General features: G+C 75.1%; 12 protein-coding genes. 3 read left to right on the top strand and 9 right to left on the bottom strand.

From position 1 onward, the window contains the following. Nucleotides 1-6: 6 nt before the first annotated feature. From ACN267_RS07385 to ACN267_RS07375, 3 genes are all read right to left on the bottom strand, one after another. Nucleotides 7-756 carry a phosphotransferase gene (locus ACN267_RS07385; RefSeq protein ID WP_421488257.1) on the bottom strand — a complete coding sequence of 250 codons (750 nt, stop codon included), beginning with the start codon at nt 754-756 and terminating at the stop codon, nt 7-9. A gap of 74 nt (nt 757-830) precedes the next feature. Continuing rightward, on the bottom strand, nt 831-1601 hold the full coding sequence (locus ACN267_RS07380; protein WP_204960600.1) for a DUF5995 family protein: 771 nt from the start codon (nt 1599-1601) through the stop codon (nt 831-833). 116 nt (nt 1602-1717) lie between these two features. After that, nucleotides 1718-4705: a helix-turn-helix transcriptional regulator gene (locus tag ACN267_RS07375; protein WP_421488256.1), complete on the bottom strand. Its 2988-nt coding sequence runs from the start codon at nt 4703-4705 to the stop codon at nt 1718-1720. Nucleotides 4706-4897: 192 nt separating this feature from the next. Between ACN267_RS07375 and ACN267_RS07370 the strand changes: the two genes are divergently transcribed. Then, the gene (locus tag ACN267_RS07370; RefSeq protein WP_421488255.1) at nt 4898-7264 is read left to right on the top strand and encodes an AAA family ATPase; all 2367 of its coding nucleotides are present in this window, start codon (nt 4898-4900) and stop codon (nt 7262-7264) included. 7 nt (nt 7265-7271) lie between these two features. Here the strand turns inward: ACN267_RS07370 and ACN267_RS07365 are convergent, their stop codons facing one another. The 6 genes from ACN267_RS07365 to paaI form a co-directional block, all read right to left on the bottom strand. Next, nucleotides 7272-8282, bottom strand: a complete 1011-nt coding sequence (locus tag ACN267_RS07365; protein WP_421488254.1) for an ABC transporter ATP-binding protein — start codon at nt 8280-8282, stop codon at nt 7272-7274. Next, nucleotides 8279-9322 (bottom strand): ABC transporter ATP-binding protein, encoded by a 1044-nt coding sequence (locus ACN267_RS07360; protein ID WP_281897104.1) that lies wholly within the window; start codon nt 9320-9322, stop codon nt 8279-8281. Before ACN267_RS07360 ends, ACN267_RS07365 begins: the two co-directional genes overlap by 4 nt. Beyond that, on the bottom strand, nt 9319-10260 hold the full coding sequence (locus ACN267_RS07355; RefSeq protein ID WP_421488253.1) for an ABC transporter permease: 942 nt from the start codon (nt 10258-10260) through the stop codon (nt 9319-9321). Before ACN267_RS07355 ends, ACN267_RS07360 begins: the two co-directional genes overlap by 4 nt. Further along, nucleotides 10257-11201, bottom strand: a complete 945-nt coding sequence (locus ACN267_RS07350) for an ABC transporter permease (protein WP_204960595.1) — start codon at nt 11199-11201, stop codon at nt 10257-10259. Before ACN267_RS07350 ends, ACN267_RS07355 begins: the two co-directional genes overlap by 4 nt. 9 nt (nt 11202-11210) lie before the next feature. Continuing rightward, entirely contained in the window at nt 11211-12746 is a 1536-nt protein-coding gene (locus ACN267_RS07345; RefSeq protein WP_281897100.1) for an ABC transporter substrate-binding protein, read from the bottom strand. Nucleotides 12747-12903: 157 nt separating this feature from the next. Further along, nucleotides 12904-13416, bottom strand: coding sequence for a hydroxyphenylacetyl-CoA thioesterase PaaI (paaI, locus tag ACN267_RS07340; RefSeq protein WP_421488252.1), 513 nt, complete (start codon nt 13414-13416; stop codon nt 12904-12906). 258 nt (nt 13417-13674) lie between these two features. Here paaI and ACN267_RS07335 point away from each other — a divergent pair, with 258 nt between their 5' ends. After that, a complete protein-coding gene (locus tag ACN267_RS07335) occupies nt 13675-14208 on the top strand; it encodes a FluC/FEX family fluoride channel (protein ID WP_204960593.1) in 534 nt (177 codons plus the stop codon). Continuing rightward, on the top strand, nt 14205-14567 hold the full coding sequence (gene crcB, locus ACN267_RS07330) for a fluoride efflux transporter CrcB (RefSeq protein ID WP_421488251.1): 363 nt from the start codon (nt 14205-14207) through the stop codon (nt 14565-14567). Before ACN267_RS07335 ends, crcB begins: the two co-directional genes overlap by 4 nt. The last annotated feature ends 75 nt before the right edge of the window (nt 14568-14642 follow it).

The raw sequence follows: 14642 nt of genomic DNA, 5'->3' as shown, positions 1-14642 counted from the left end.
GCAGGGTCATGCCAGCGCGCGGGTCCAGTCGTCGACGTGCGCCGACAGGTGGGCGGCGACGGACCGCCAGTAGGGGCCGTCCTCGGCGTGGATCCGGGCCCAGGGCTGCACACCACGCCGGGCACCGTCGCACAGCAGGTCGTACATGGCCCGCGCCCGGGGGCCGAGGGTCGCGGCGAGCGCGGGCCGGTCCGCCGCCGGCAGGTCGTACCCGTCGACCAGGGCGCGCAGCCGGCGGGCCGAGTCGGGCACCGGCCGGTCGGGGCGCATCCCCGCCATGGCCTGCGCGGCGTACGCCAACTCCCAGCGGCGGGTGCCGGGGCCGGCACCGTCCCAGTCGATCAGCACCCAGCCCCGGGGGGCGCGGACCAGGTTCCAGGGGGCGGGGTCGTGGTGGCAGATCAGGTCCGTGCCGTCGGGGCGGATCGGCACCTGCCAGCGGGCCGGTTCGGGGGGCACGAACCCGGCGGTGGCACGGTGCAGGTCGGCCAGCAGCCGGCCGATCGAGGGCAGGTCCGCCGTCGGGTAGAGCCCCGAGGGGTGGCCCGGCTCCCCCGGCACGTACTCCAGCACCTGCCGGCCCTGCTCGTCGCGGCCCAGCGGCCGGGGCGCGCCGTCGAAGCCGACGGCGCGCAGGTGGGTCAGCAGGGCGTCGACGGCGTCGGTCCACGGGCCGACCGGCCGGCGGACGGTGTCGCCGACCCGCACCACGCCGGTGGTGACGTTGCCGGGCAGCGGTTCCTCGGTCGGGCGCATCCGGTCATCCTGGCGCAACGGACGCGTCCCCGCGCCCCGGTTTCCCGGGGCGCGGGGACCCCCCGTCCCGGCTGCTACTGCAGGAACGCCCCCAGCGGTGACAGCAGCAGCCGGCCGAGCGCAGCGGCATTGTCGTCCAGCCGGGTGCGCTCGCCGTCTCGGGCCTGCGGATCGTGCCGGCAACGCCAGATCTTCTGCGCGTTGCGCCAGGCCACGTCCCTGGTGTATTCGACCAGCTCGCCCTGGTACCAGTCGTCGATGTCGCCATTGAGCATGTCCAGGAGCAGTTGCCACCGCTCCAGGTAACCCCGCCGCAGCGACGGGATCTTGTCGGCGAAGATGTCGTTGATCTTGAGGTAGTCGCGGTGCTGTTCGGTGCCGTCCACCGGCTCGGACTCCAGGTGGTCGAACGTGGTCACCAGGGCGAACGGCAGGTCGAAGTTGATGTGCGCGTTCACCCCCGCCGCCGCCGACGGCAACGGCCGGGCGTCCGGGCCACGCATCCGCTTGAACAGGCACGCCCAGGCGCGCGGGGTGGTCGGGCTGGACTCGGTCCACAGCCGCATCGCGTCGAAGTAGCGGGCGGCGAACTCCACGTCCAGCCGGGACAGGAACACCGGGTCGGCGAAGTAGTCGTCGTAGAGCCCCTCCAGCACCCGGCTGGTGATGGTCAGGTACAGCCGGTTGAAGTCGGCGAGCGGGCAGCTGCGCTCCAGCGGCGGCAGCCGCACCAGCAGGTCCTGGAGCTTGGTGAGGTGGTCGACCACCGCCGGGACGTCCTCCGGGTGGTCGGCGAGGAGATCGACGATGTCCGCGTGGACGGGCCCCCAGACCGGTTCCGTCATGTCTCCTCCACAGTGGTCGGGGCAGCGCCGCGCCGTCGTTTCCGAGAGACAGCCTGTCAGCCCCGGCCGCAGCGGGGATCAGTAGAACGACGTATTCGCCCGCGTCGGACGTACGCTCACTCGCCCCGGTTACGCAGGTGGATGGCGCTGGCCTGGACCCTGGTCCGCACCTGGAGCTTGTCGAAGATGTGCGACACGTGCACGCCGATGGTGCGTTCGCTGATGAACAGCCGCTGGCCGATCTCCCTGTTGGTCAACCCTTCGGCCACCGCGGCGAGCACCTCCCGTTCCCGCGCGGTCAGCAGGGCCAGCTCGTCGGGCCCGGGCGGCACGGCGGCCTCCCCCGCTGCGACGGCACGGCGGCTACCCGCGCCCGGCGACCGGGAGCCGCCCGTGCGGGGCGTCGGGACCCGCCCCGCAGGCAGGACCCGCCCGGTCAGTTCCACCCGCGCCCGGCCGGCCAGCGTCCGGATCTCGCTGGTCAGCGGCACCGCACCCAGACTCGACGCCATCTCGTGGGCCTGCCGCAGCAGGGTGCTCGCCGCACCGCTGCGGCTGCGCCGGGCCAGCAACGCCTCGGCCTGCCGCAGCCGGGAGTAGGCCGCCGGGTAGGGGTGGTTGCGCCTGTCCCACTCGGCCGCCGACCGGGCCCAGGCGTCCGGGTCGCCCCGGCCGTCGAGGCGACTCAGCTCGGCCGTGCACAACGCCAGGAAACCGTCGGCGATGACCCGTACCGGCCCGGCGGCCGTCGCGCTCTTGGCCGCCACCCGGTCGACCGCGTCACGCAGCCGGCGGAGGGCAGTCTCGTCGACCGCCACGGTACGGCTCGCGTGTGCCTCCGCCTCCGCGCGCAGCCCGTGCCAGGCCAGCGTGCCCAGCAGCACCACGTCGTCGGAGCGGCTCTCGGTCAGGCCCCGCTGCACGGCCTGCCGGGCCACGTCGTGCCGGCCCTGCCACATCGCCAACCCGGCCCGCAGGATCAGCATCGGCAGGACGTGCCGGGGCGCGCCACCGCCGGCCAGCATCGTCGCCACCGCCTCCAGGTCCCGGTCGGACGCGGCGACGTCGCCGTACCCGACGGAGAGCCGGCAGCGGGCCAGCAGCAGCTCGACCGCGTCGGCGCCGGACGGGCGGTGCCGCAGCGCCGCCGCGACCACCTTCTCCGCCTCCGCCCACTGGCCGACCCGGAACAGCCCGTTGGTGGCGATGGCCAGCAGCCGGGTCTCGTAGGTGCGGCCCAGGCCCAACTCGGCGACCCGCTCGGCACCCCGGCGGGCCACCACCACACCCTCCTCGAGGATGTTCAGCGGCCCGGTCAGCAGCTCCGCCAGGTGCAGGTACGCGCAGGCCACGTCCTCCGGGCCGCCGGAGCGTTCGGCGGTCTCCAGGGCCCGACGCACCACGGCCAGGCCGGCGTCCGGGTCCTCCAGGAACGCCTCGCTGAAGCCCAGCGCGGAGCTGGCCAGCACCACCTCCGTGGTACTGCCCTCGACGGACGCGGCCAGCTCCAACGCCGTACGGGCGCGCTGTCCGGCATCGGCGTACCGGCCCTGCAGGACCAGCAGGTGGGCCAGTTGGGCGGCGGCGGCGGCCCGTTCCCGGGCGGTGCAGTCGACGGACTCCAGCACGCTGCGGTACTCCGCCTCGGCGGGGGCGGACCGGCCGGCGGCGGCCAGGTAGCGGGCCCGTTGGATACGTACCGCGCAGGACGGGTCGAGCGGCTCACCCCCGGTCAGCTCGGCCAGCAGGGACAGCGCGCGGGCGTGCTCGCCGCTCTTGTGGGCGGCCTCGGCGGCCCGCTCCAGCAGCGCCGTCCGGTCCACCTCGGGTGGGGCGTCCGCCGGCCCGGTGACCGGTGTGGCGGCCAACTGCAACGCCGCCGTCCAGTGTCGGTGCGCCTCGGCGAAACCGTGCAGCCGTTCGGCCTCCCGGGCGGCGGCCATCGCCGCCGGCAGGGCCCGACCGGGTTCACCGGCCAGCCGCCAGTGGTGGGCCAGCCGGGCCTGGTGCAGCTCCGCCGGAGCCCGGGTGAGCGCCTCGGCGTAGCGGCGGTGCAGGCCGGCGCGTTCCGCCGGGAGCAGCTCGTGGGCGAGCACCTCGGCGACCAGCCGGTGCCGCAGCCGGTAGCCGTCGTCCGCGCCGACGAGCAGCCGGTGGGCGACCGCCTCACGCAGCGCCTCGATGAGTTCGGCCTCGGGCAGGCCGAGCACCTCGGCCAGCAGCCAGTGTTCGACCGGTTCGACGCCCGCCGCCACCGCGTGCACCGCGGCGTGCGCGTGCCGGGGCAGCGCGTCCACCCGGGACAGGAAGATCTCGCGCAGCGTGTCGGACAGCCCGTCGCGGCCGTCGCGCAGGTCACGGGCCAGTTCCTCGACCACGAACGGGTTGCCGCCGCTGCGCTGCCAGACCTGGTCGGCGGCCTCCGGGGCGAGCGGCGCGCCGACGATCCGGGCGGCCAGCAGGTCGGTGCCGGTCCGGTCGAGGGGGGCCAGGTCGAGCACCCGCACCGACCGCAACCGACGTAGCTCGGTGAGCACCCGGCGCAGCGGGTGGGCCCCCTGCAACGACTCGGCCCGGACCGCCGCCAGCACCGACAGTTGCAGTTCGCCCAGGCCGGCGAGTAGATAGAGCAGGAGTTGCCGGGTGGTCCGGTCCACCCACTGCAGGTCGTCGAGGACGAGCACCAGCGGACGGCCCTCGGCGATCAGGCTCAGCCCCCGGGAGACCCGTTCCAGCAGCGCCCCGGCGCTGTCCGCGCCGCCGCTGTCCGCGGCGAACGTCCGCAGCAGACCCCGCACCGCCGACGAGGTGCGGGCCTGGCCGGCGGTGAGGTCGGCGTCGAAACGGCGTAACGCCTGGAGCACCGGGTGCAGCGGGGAGGCGTCGCCGATGTCCAGGCAGGAGCCGGTGAGCACCACCGCTCCCGCGTCCCGCAGCCGCGCCGCAGCCTCGGTGAGCAACCGGGTCTTGCCCACCCCGCTCTCACCGGTGACGAAGACGGCGGCGGTCTGCCCGGGGCCGATCTCGTCGTGGAGCGCGGCGCGCAGCACCGCCAGCTGGTCGGCGCGGCCGACGAGCGGTGCGCTGTCCACATCGCTGGCCATGTCCGCAGCCTAGTCACAGGTTCCCGCACCGTTCTACGGGATTGATCCGGCATTGGTACCTCTCGCGTCGACATTGCGACTAAAGGCGGCGAGCGGCAGACATACGTCGTTCGGCAGATCCCCCGTCAGCCCGGTGGTGACAGTCTCCGATCGTCGTCATCAGCAGCACCGCGCAGGAAAGGGGTGGGTGTGATGCCACTGTCCACGGTCGGCACCGGTCGGGAAGACGCCACCGCGACGCCCTGGCCGGTGCCGCAGGAGCGGCGTACCCTGACCGTCCTCTTCGCCGACATCGTCGGGTCGACCGGGTTGACCGAACGGCTCGACCCGGAGGACGTCCGGGCGGTGCAGTTCGCCTATTTCGACACCGTCGCCGGGGTGCTGCGCCGCTGGCAGGGCACGGTGGAGAAGTACGTGGGCGACGCGGTGATGGCATTGTTCGGGGCGCGTACCTCCGACGGGTTGGACGGCTACCGGGCGGTGCGGGCGGCCCTGGAGATCCAGGCCGCGCTGGACCGGCGGACGCTGCCCGGCGGGGTGACGCTGCGGGTCCGGGTCGGGGTCGCCACCGGCGAGGCGGTGGTCGACCTGGCCGCCGCCCGCGAAGGTGGGCACGGCATGGCCTCCGGCGCGGTCCTCACCACCGCCGCCCGCATCCAGGAGTACGCCCCGGCAGGCGGTGTCGTCGTCTGCGCGGCCACCCACCGGGCCACCGCCGGCCTGGTCGACCAGCACGCCCTCGCCCCGGCCAGCCTCACCGGCAAGGCGCTGCCGGTGGACGTCTGGCGGGTCACCCGGCCGACCCGCCACCTGCCGGTCCGGCACGACGGCCCGCTGATCGGTCGACGCCGGGAGGTCGCCACCGTCCTGGACCAGCTCACCCGGGCGGTCCGTGAGCATCGTCCACGGTGGGTGGCCCTCACCGGCCCGGACGGGATCGGCCGCAGCCGGTTGCTGGCCGAGCTGCGCCACCGGCTGCCCGAGGTCGACGGCCGGGCGGTGCGCTGGGCGGTGGCGCACTGCCCGCCGTACCCGGAGCAGGTGTTCGGACCGGTCGCGGAGCTGCTACGGGACCTGGCGGGGCTGCCCGCCGGCGACCCGCCGGTCGCGGTCCGCCCCCGGCTGGCCGCCCTGGTCGACGGGCTGGTCCCGGCGGGCCAGGTCGGGCCGACCGTGGCGGCGCTCGCCGCGCTGTTGGACGCACCGGACCGGTCGGCGGTCGCCGGGGCGGCGGCGGTACGCCGGATCCTGCTCGCCCTGGCCGCCCGCCGGCCGGTGGTGGTCGGCGTGGACGACCTGGACCGGGCGGCCCCGCAGCTGGGACGGTTCCTGCACGCGCTGTTCGCCGCCGCGACCGACCGCGGCCTGCCGCTGGCGGTGCTGGCCACCCACCGGCCGGACCGCACCGACCCGCTGCCCGCGCCGGCCGGCCGGCACCGGGTCGTGCTGGCCCCGCTGGGCGCCCTGCACACCGGCCGGTTGCTGCGTCGGCTGCTCGTCGACTCCGGCCGGCCGGCTGCGGCCGCCGCCCGCCTGCTGCCGCTGGTCGCCGGCCGGCCCGGCCACGCCGCCGCCTACGTCGAGGCGGTGCCCCGCCCGCACCCGGGCGGTGGTCCGCCGGCCGGCCCGGTGGTGGAGCCGGCGCTGCCCGAGTCGCTGCGTCGGCGCGCCGCCGCCCGGTTGGACCGGTGCGACGGCGTCCACCGGGCGGTGCTGATGGCCGCCGCGACGCTCGACGTGCCGGTCACCGCCCCGGCCGTGGCCGTGCTGCTCGGCTGGGCACCGGAGCGGGTCGCCGGGGCGCTGCGCCGGCTCACCGACGCCGGCCTCCTGACGCCTTCGGCCCGGGGCGGGCTGGTGGTGGCCGACCCGGCCCTGCGGCGCTGCGCGTCCGACCGGTTGCCCCGCTCGGTCCGCGCCGACTTCACCCGCCGGGCCGCGTCCGCCGGGCAGGCCGGCACCGGTACCGCACGGGCCGGGACCGCCGGACCGGTCGGCACCGTCGCCGGACGGGTCGCAGTGACCTGGCGGGTCGGGGTCTCGGGGCGGGTGACGCCCGCGCACCGGGCCGCACCGGGCCAGCAGGCCGGGGCCACCCGGGCGGCGGCACCGGGCCGCCGGGCCGGGCCCACCGGCCGGGCCCACCGCGCGGGGTCCGCCGGTCAGCGGCCCGGGGCGGGCCGGGCGGCGGCTGCGGCCGGGGTGGTCGGGCACCTCCCGCGCAGCCTGGCCACGGGGGTCGGCACGGGTCATGCCACGGCTGGCGGCGGACCCGACCGGGAATCCCGGCCGCGAGCGGCCGGGGCCGGGACCGCCAGGCGTCACGGGCCACGCCTGTGGTCCGGGCACGCCGAGGGTGGGCGGCCGGCGTGGACGCCGGCCGGGGCCGGACGACCGACGGCGCTGCCGGGGCGGGCCGCCCGACGGCTGGCCGTCGTCGTGCCGCTGCCGACCCGACCGGCAGGCGTCCGCGCTGTCCAGGGGCCGCCGACCGGGCGGCGACGACGGGGGAAGGGATTGCCGCCGCCCGCCGTGCCGTTACCGACGCGCGCCGCCTGACCCGCCGCTACCGGGGTCCGTCGGCGGGTGGGTCGGCGCGCATGGCGCGTACCGCCTCCCCGGCGAACAGGCACGCGGCCCGGTGGCCGGGGGTCACCTCGACCGGGGGCGGGTCGGTGTCGGCGCAGGCGGGACGCGCCTGCGGGCAGCGGGTGCGGAACCGGCAACCGCTCGGCGGGTCGGTCGGGCTGGGCAGGTCACCGGTGAGGATGATCCGCCGCCGGTTCCGTTCCACCCGGGGGTCGGCCACCGGGACCGCCGACAGCAGCGCCGCCGTGTAGGGGTGGGCCGGCTCCCGCCACAGCTGCGCCGGGGTGCCGGTCTCCACGATCCGGCCCAGGTACATCACCGCGATCCGGTCACTGAGGTGTTCCACGGCGGCCAGGTCGTGCGCGATGAACAGGTAGGTGAGCCCGAGGTCCCGCTGCAGCCGCCGGAGCAGGTTCATGATCTGTGCCTGCACGCTCAGGTCGAGCGACGCGATCGGTTCGTCGAGGACGATCAGGTCGGGTTCCCCGGCCAACGCGCGGGCGATGCCGACCCGCTGGCGTTGCCCGCCGGACAGCTCGTGCGGGTGCCGGCCGGCCGTCTCCGGTCGCAGGCCCACCAGGTCGAGCAGTTCGACGACCCGGTCCCGGCGGGCCTGCGCCGAGGGGGCCAGCCGGTGCACCACCAACGGTTCGGCGATGCTCGCGCCGACCGTGCGGCGCGGGTCCAGCGACGCCTGCGGGTCCTGGAAGACCATGGCCACCCGGCGACGCAGCCCGCGCAACCGGCGACGCGACCAGCCGGTGACGTCCTGGCCGCCGACGACGATCCGGCCGCCGGTCGGGGCCACCAGCCGCAGCAACGCCAGGCCAGTTGTCGACTTGCCGCTGCCGGACTCCCCCACCAGGCCCAGGGTCTCGCCCGCCCGTACGGTCAGCGACACCCCGTCCACCGCCCGCACCGGCGGGCCACCGGGATTGGGGAACCAGACGGTGAGGTCGTCGAGTTCGGCGATGGTTCCCGTGCTCATCGGTCCTCCGGGACGGCCTGGTCCGGGTCGTCCCCGGCGACTGTGGGACAGAAGGTGCGCACCAGGTGGGCGGGGGTGATCGGGACCAGCGGGGGCAGCTCGTGGGCGCAGCGGGCGTCCCCGCGTACCGGGCAGCGGGGCCAGAACGCGCACCCGGGCGGCAGGTCGAGTGGGCTGGGCGGCGCACCCGGGATCGCCGCCAGTTCCTCCCCCGCCGCGCCGGGCCGGGGCCGGGCCGCCAGCAGGGCCCGGGTGTACGGGTGCCCCGGCGCGACGAGGACCGCGTCGACCGGGCCCTGCTCGACGATCCGGCCCCCGTACATCACCGCTACCGTGTCGGCGATCCCCGCCACGACCCCGAGGTCGTGGGTGATCCAGACGACCGCCGTGCCGAGCCGGCGGCGCAGGTCGGCGACGAGTTCCACGATCTGCGCCTGGGTGGTGACGTCCAACGCGGTGGTCGGCTCGTCGGCGATGAGCAGGGCCGGTTCGCAGGCCAGCGCCATCGCGATGACGACCCGTTGCCGCATCCCGCCGGAGAACTCGTGCGGGTGGGCGTCCACCCTCCGCCCGGGTGCCGGGATACCGACCAGGTCGAGCAGCTCGACGGCGCGGGATCGGGCCTGCCGCCGGCTCATCCCGAGGTGTTCCTCGCACGCCTCGGCGACCTGCCGGCCGACGGTCAGCACCGGGTTGAGTGTGGTCATCGGGTCCTGGAAGACGAAACCGACGTGCCGGCCCCGCCACCGGCGACGGTCCGACCCGGACATGTCGGTCAGGTCCCGGCCCAGCAGCCGGACCCGGCCGGTGACGGTGGCGGAACGCGGGGCCAGCCCGGTGGCGGCGAGCACGGTCATGCTCTTGCCGCTGCCGGACTCCCCGACCAGGGCGAGGGTCTCGCCGGGGGCCACCGACCAGTCGACTCCCGCGACCGCGCGGGCCGGGCCGTTGCGGGTGCCGAGGGTGACCGTCAGGTCGCTGATCTCCAGCACCGGCGTGTCCCCGGCGACCCGGGGCGACGGTACGGCGGGTGCGCTCATCGGGTGCTCCTGCGGGCTTCGCCGACGGTGAGCTGGCGGGGGTCGAGCACGTCACGCAGGGCGTCCCCGACCAGGTTGAACGCCAACACGGTCAGGAAGATCGCCGCGCCGGGGAAGAACCCCAGCCACCAGGCGTCGGTGACGAACCCGCGCCCGTCGTAGAGCATCCGGCCCCAGGCCGGCGCGGGAGGCTGGACGCCCAATCCGAGGAAGGACAGCGCCGCCTCGGACAGGATCGCGAACGCCAACGACAGCGAGGTCTGCACGATCAGCGGGGCGGCGATGTTGGGCAGCACGTGCCGGCGCAGGATGCGCAGGTCGGAGGTGCCGATGGAGACGGCGGCCCGGACGAAGACCTGCTCCCGTACGGCCAGCACACTCCCCCGGGTCACCCGGGCGAAGATCGGGGTGTAGACCACCCCGATGGCGGTCATCGCGGTGACCAGCCCCGGGCCGAGGACCGCGACGATCGCCACGGCGAGCAGCAGCACCGGGAAGGCGAACAGCACGTCCATGGCGCGCATGAGGACGTTGTCCGCCCAGCCGCCGTACCAGCCGGCGAGCAGGCCGACGGTGACCCCGACGGCCAGGGCGATGCCGACGCTGACCAGGCCCACCTGCAACGACACCCGGGCCGCCACCAGCACCCGGCTGAGCACGTCGCGACCCAGTTCGTCGGTGCCGAACGGGTGTGCGCCGCTGGGTGGACGCAGCATCTCCTCGACGTCCACGTCGTTGATCCCGGCCGGCGCGAGCCACTGCCCGGCCAGCCCGACGACCAGCAGGACCAGCAGCACCACCGTGCCGGCGACGGCCGGCGGGTCGTGCCGCAGCGCGGCCAGCGCACCCGCCTCGACGGCCGCTGCCGACGGGCGGTCGTCGACCTGGTCGACAGGCGGCAGGGCGGCGGGGGTCGACGCCCGGTCCCCGGCGCTCATCGCAGCGTGATCCTCGGGTCGAGGCGGGCGTAGAGGACATCCACCAGCAGGTTCACCAGCAGGAACAGGGTGGCCACGAAGAGCACCGCGCCCTGCAGCACCGGATAGTCGCGGGCCTGGACGGCGTCGTAGGTGAGCCGGCCGACGCCCGGCCAGGCGAACAGCACCTCGATCACGATCACCCCGCCGATCAGGCTGGCCACCTGCACCCCGACCACGGTGACCACCGGGATCAGCGCGTTGCGCAGCACGTGCCGCACGACCACCACCCGGGGGCGCAGCCCCTTGGCCTCGGCGGTGCGGACGTAGTCCTCGGCGAGCACCTCCAGCACCGAGGACCGGATGAACCGGGTGAGGATGGAGGCGGTGACCAGGCCGACGGCGGCGGCGGGCAACGCCACGTGCGAGGCCCAGCCCACCGGGTCGTCGGTGAGCGGCACGTACCCCGACGGGGGCAGCCAGCCGAGCACCCCGGCGAAGAGCAGGATGCCCATGATGCCCGTCCAGAAGTCGGGGACGGAGACGCCGAACTGGCTGAACACCCGGGCGGCGTGGTCGACGAACGATCCGCTGCGCACCGCGGAGAGCACCCCGAGCGGGAAGGCGACGAGCAGGGCGAGCAGCACGGCGGTCACCGCCAGGGATCCGGTGGCCGGCAGCCGTTCCAGCACGATCGTGGTGACCGGCCGGCCACTGCGGAAGCTCACCCCGAGGTCACCGGTGAGGGCGTTGCCGACGTAGCTGAGGTACTGCACGACCAGCGGGCGGTCCAGCCCGGAGCGTTCCCGCAGCGCGTCGTAGGTCTGCTGGTCGAAGCGGGTGCCCAGGGAGACCCGGACCGGGTCGCCGGGGACCAGTTGCAGCAGCAGGAAGACCACCAGGGTCACCCCGAGCAGGACGACGACCGACTGGAGCAGCCGCCGCAGGACGAAGCGTCCCACCTCGCCCCCTCAGCGGTTCAGGGCGACGTCGCGGAACCGGATCGCCCGGTCGGAGCGGACCTGGTAGCCGGTGACCCTGGGGGACCAGCCCTGCACCACGTCCGGGTTGTAGAGGTAGATGTAGCTGGCGTCGTCGACGATCTGCTTGGCGGCCCGCTCGTACGTCTGCTTGCGGGCGGCCTCGTCGGTCTGGGTACGGGCCTGGTCGAGCAGGGTGTCGACGGCGGGGTTGCTGTACTTGTGGAAGTTGAACGTGCCGCCGGTGCGGTGCTGGGCGTAGTAGAACTCGTCCGGGTCGAGGTTGCCCAGCCAGCCGAGCAGGAACGCGTCGAAGTTGCCCTTGCCCTGCTCGTCGAGCCACTGGGCGAAGTCCAGGGTACGGATCTTGACGTTGATCCCGACCTCGGCGAGCTGGGCGGCGATCACCTGGGCGGCGGTGACCGTCTCCGGGTACTCGCTGGTGACCATCAGGTCCATGGTGCGGCCGGTGACGCCGGCCCCGCCGAGCAGTTGCCGGGCCTGCTGCGGGTCGTGCCGGTACGGCGCGTAGTCGTAGTACCAGGCGCTGCCCTTGGGGATGGCGGTCTGGTTGGCGGTGGCCTGGCCGAACTTGGCGGCCTTGGTGATCGCCTCCCGGTCCAGGGCGAACGCGACGGCACGGCGCACGTTCACGTCGTCGTACGGCTTGCGTGCCTCGTTGAGGGCCAGGTACCAGTAGTCGGTCGAGGGGGTGGTGGCGACGGTCACCGCGCCGTCCTCCTTGAGGGCAGGCACCTGCTGGGGCGGCAGGTTGTCGGTCCACTGCACCTCGCCGCCGCGCAGGTTCTGCAGGGCCACCGTCGGGTCCTTGACGAAGGTGAAGGTGACCCCGTCGAGCTTCGGTTTCGGCCCCCAGTAGGCGTCGTTGCGGGTCAGTTTGATGGTGTCGCCGGAGGTGTAGGCGGCGACGGCGAACGGGCCGCTGCCCACCGGCCGGGTCGTGATCGCACCCGACTCCACGTTGGACTTCTGGACGATCGCGACGGCCTTGAAGCCGCCGAGGTTGGCCAGCAGGTTGGGGGTGGGCGCGGTCAGCGTGAGCACCACGGTGGCCGGGTCGGGTGCGGTCACGGTCTTGACGGTGGTGAACCGGTACGCCGCGTTCAGCTTCTCGTCGATGATCCGCCGGTAGGAGTAGACGACGTCCTGCGCGGTCAGTGGCGACCCGTCGGAGAACCGCACCCCCTCGCGGAGGGTGAACGTCCAGGTGAGCTGGTCGCTGCTGGTGGTCCACTTCGTGGCCAGCGCGGGCCCCATCTTCAGGTCGGCGTCCGGCTCGACCAGGGTGTCGTAGACGTTCTCCAGCACCTGGAAGCTGTGGTAGGCCGACGTCTTGTGCGGGTCGAGCTGGTCGGGTTCGCCGCCGATGGCGGCGGTGAGCGTGCCGCCCGTCGATCCTCCGGCGGTGGACCCGCCGTCGACGTCGACGCTCTCACCGGCGTCGCAGCCGGCCAGCGCGGTCAGGGCGACGGCGAGCACCGCCGCGACGATCGTCGATCTGGTCATGGACTCGGTCACCCTTCGTCGCCTGGCAGATCAGAAGGGCGAGTCTTCTCCGCCGGGCAGGGCGATGTCAATAAAAACCAGCCAAAGCAGGGCGAAATACCGGAAATCACTGCGATCGGCGGCCGTCGTGCATGGACGGTGCACAGCGGACCGTCCCCTACCGACCCTGTTTCCCGTCGGACGCCCGGCAAACCCCGTCAGTCGTCGCGGGGCGGGCGAGGGTGCGGCTGCGCCCCCGGAACTCGGCCACCACCTCGCCGTCACGGGTGACGGTGACGTCGTAGATGCCGCTGCGGCCGTAGCTGACGCGTTCGGTGGCGGACGCGGTCAGCAGGTCGCCCTCGCGGACCGGGCGCAGGAAGCTGATCTCGCCGCCGGCCGCGACGGTGGCCGGGCCGTGCGTGTTGCAGGCCAGCGCGAAGGCGGTGTCGGCGAGCAGGAAGACGAACCCGCCGTGGCCGATGCGGTGACCGTTGAGCATCCCGGCGGTCACCCGCATCCGGGCCACCGCCGTGCCGTCGGCGGCATGGACCAACTCGATGCCGAGCCCCCGGGACGCCACGTCGGCGTCGAACATGTCGTGGGCCGCGGTCCGGGCCGGCGGCACCGCAGCGCCGTCGGTCCCCCCGGCGAGGTCCGCTTCACGGGGGTACGGGCTACGCTCCGGCACTGCTCCTCCTGAGACGGTCGGGGCACGCTGACGATCGGGGCACGCCGACCGTCGCGCCGCTGACGATCGGGGCACGACGACCACCGGCCGCCCCGCCGACCGTACGCCGTCGGCGGGCACCCGCCACGGCACCCGGGCCGGCCGGGCTATGCTCACGGACGAGTCGGCGGTGGGGCCCGCCGTCCCGGCCCGACCGGGAGAACCGCGCGGACGCGCCAACGGTCCCTGCCAGTGCTCCCGAACTGGTGGGAGGTCCCGGTGACGTCACCGTCGTCGCGGCGCGTCGATCCCGACGTCGACCTGCGGGTCCCGGCCGACCGGGGCGAGCTGGCCGCGCACCCGGCCGCCGTGCTGGGCGTGGTCGCCGCAGGTGGGGCGCTCGGGGCGCTCGCCCGCGCCGGGGTGCAGGCCGCCCTGCCGCACTCCCCGACCGGTTTCCCCTGGTCCACCTTCACCGTCAACGTCACCGGGTGCCTGCTGATCGGGGCGCTGATGGCGGTGCTCGGCCGACGGCGGGCCGGCCCGCTGGTCCGGCCGCTGCTCGGGGTGGGCGTGCTCGGCGGGTTCACCACCTTCTCCGCGTACGCCATGGACGTGCACCTGGCGCTGGCCGCCGGGGCCGCCACGACGGCGCTGGCCTACCTGGCCGCCACCCTGGTCGGTGGGCTCACGGCCGTCGCCGCCGGTGACGCCCTGGCGGGCCGGCTGCTGGACCGCGCCGACCGACGCCGCCCCGGCGGCGGGCCGGGCGGCCCGGCGGCGGGGCGGACCGGCCGGCGGGAGGCCCGGTGACCGTGCTGCTGATCGCGCTCGGCGCGGCGCTGGGCGCGCCGCTGCGCTACCTCACCGACCGGGCCGTGCAGGCCCGGCACGACTCCCGGTTCCCGTGGGGGACGCTGACCGTCAACGTCGCCGGGTCGCTGCTGCTCGGCGCGGTGGCCGGGGTGCCCGCCGGACCGACGGTGACCGCGCTGGTCGGCACCGGCTTCTGCGGCGCGCTGACCACCTGGTCCACCTTCGGCTACGAGACGGTACGCCTGGCCCGGGCCGGCGACCGCCGGTACGCGCTGGCCAACGTCCTGGTCAGCGTGCTCGCCGGGCTGGGCGCGGCGACGCTCGGCTTCGCCCTGACCGGCGCGCTGACCGGCTGACCGGCGGCCCCCTCAGCGGACCGGGGTCGCGGCCCGCCCCGGACCGGGCACGTGGTCGTGGTCGTGGCCGTCGTG

This window comes from Micromonospora sp. WMMD734 (assembly GCF_049178975.1).
Classification (GTDB): Bacteria; Actinomycetota; Actinomycetes; order Mycobacteriales; family Micromonosporaceae; genus Micromonospora; species Micromonospora wenchangensis.
Note: the sequence above shows the minus strand (reverse complement) of the source record. Positions and strands in the feature narration are given on the sequence as shown.

Coding starts and splice junctions, on each gene's coding strand:
- ACN267_RS07385 (WP_421488257.1), bottom strand. CDS start 756: ATGCGCCCGACCGAGGAACCGCTGCCCGGCAACGTCACCACCGGCGTG.
- ACN267_RS07380 (WP_204960600.1), bottom strand. CDS start 1,601: ATGACGGAACCGGTCTGGGGGCCCGTCCACGCGGACATCGTCGATCTC.
- ACN267_RS07375 (WP_421488256.1), bottom strand. CDS start 4,705: ATGGCCAGCGATGTGGACAGCGCACCGCTCGTCGGCCGCGCCGACCAG.
- ACN267_RS07370 (WP_421488255.1), top strand. CDS start 4,898: ATGCCACTGTCCACGGTCGGCACCGGTCGGGAAGACGCCACCGCGACG.
- ACN267_RS07365 (WP_421488254.1), bottom strand. CDS start 8,282: ATGAGCACGGGAACCATCGCCGAACTCGACGACCTCACCGTCTGGTTC.
- ACN267_RS07360 (WP_281897104.1), bottom strand. CDS start 9,322: ATGAGCGCACCCGCCGTACCGTCGCCCCGGGTCGCCGGGGACACGCCG.
- ACN267_RS07355 (WP_421488253.1), bottom strand. CDS start 10,260: ATGAGCGCCGGGGACCGGGCGTCGACCCCCGCCGCCCTGCCGCCTGTC.
- ACN267_RS07345 (WP_281897100.1), bottom strand. CDS start 12,746: ATGACCAGATCGACGATCGTCGCGGCGGTGCTCGCCGTCGCCCTGACC.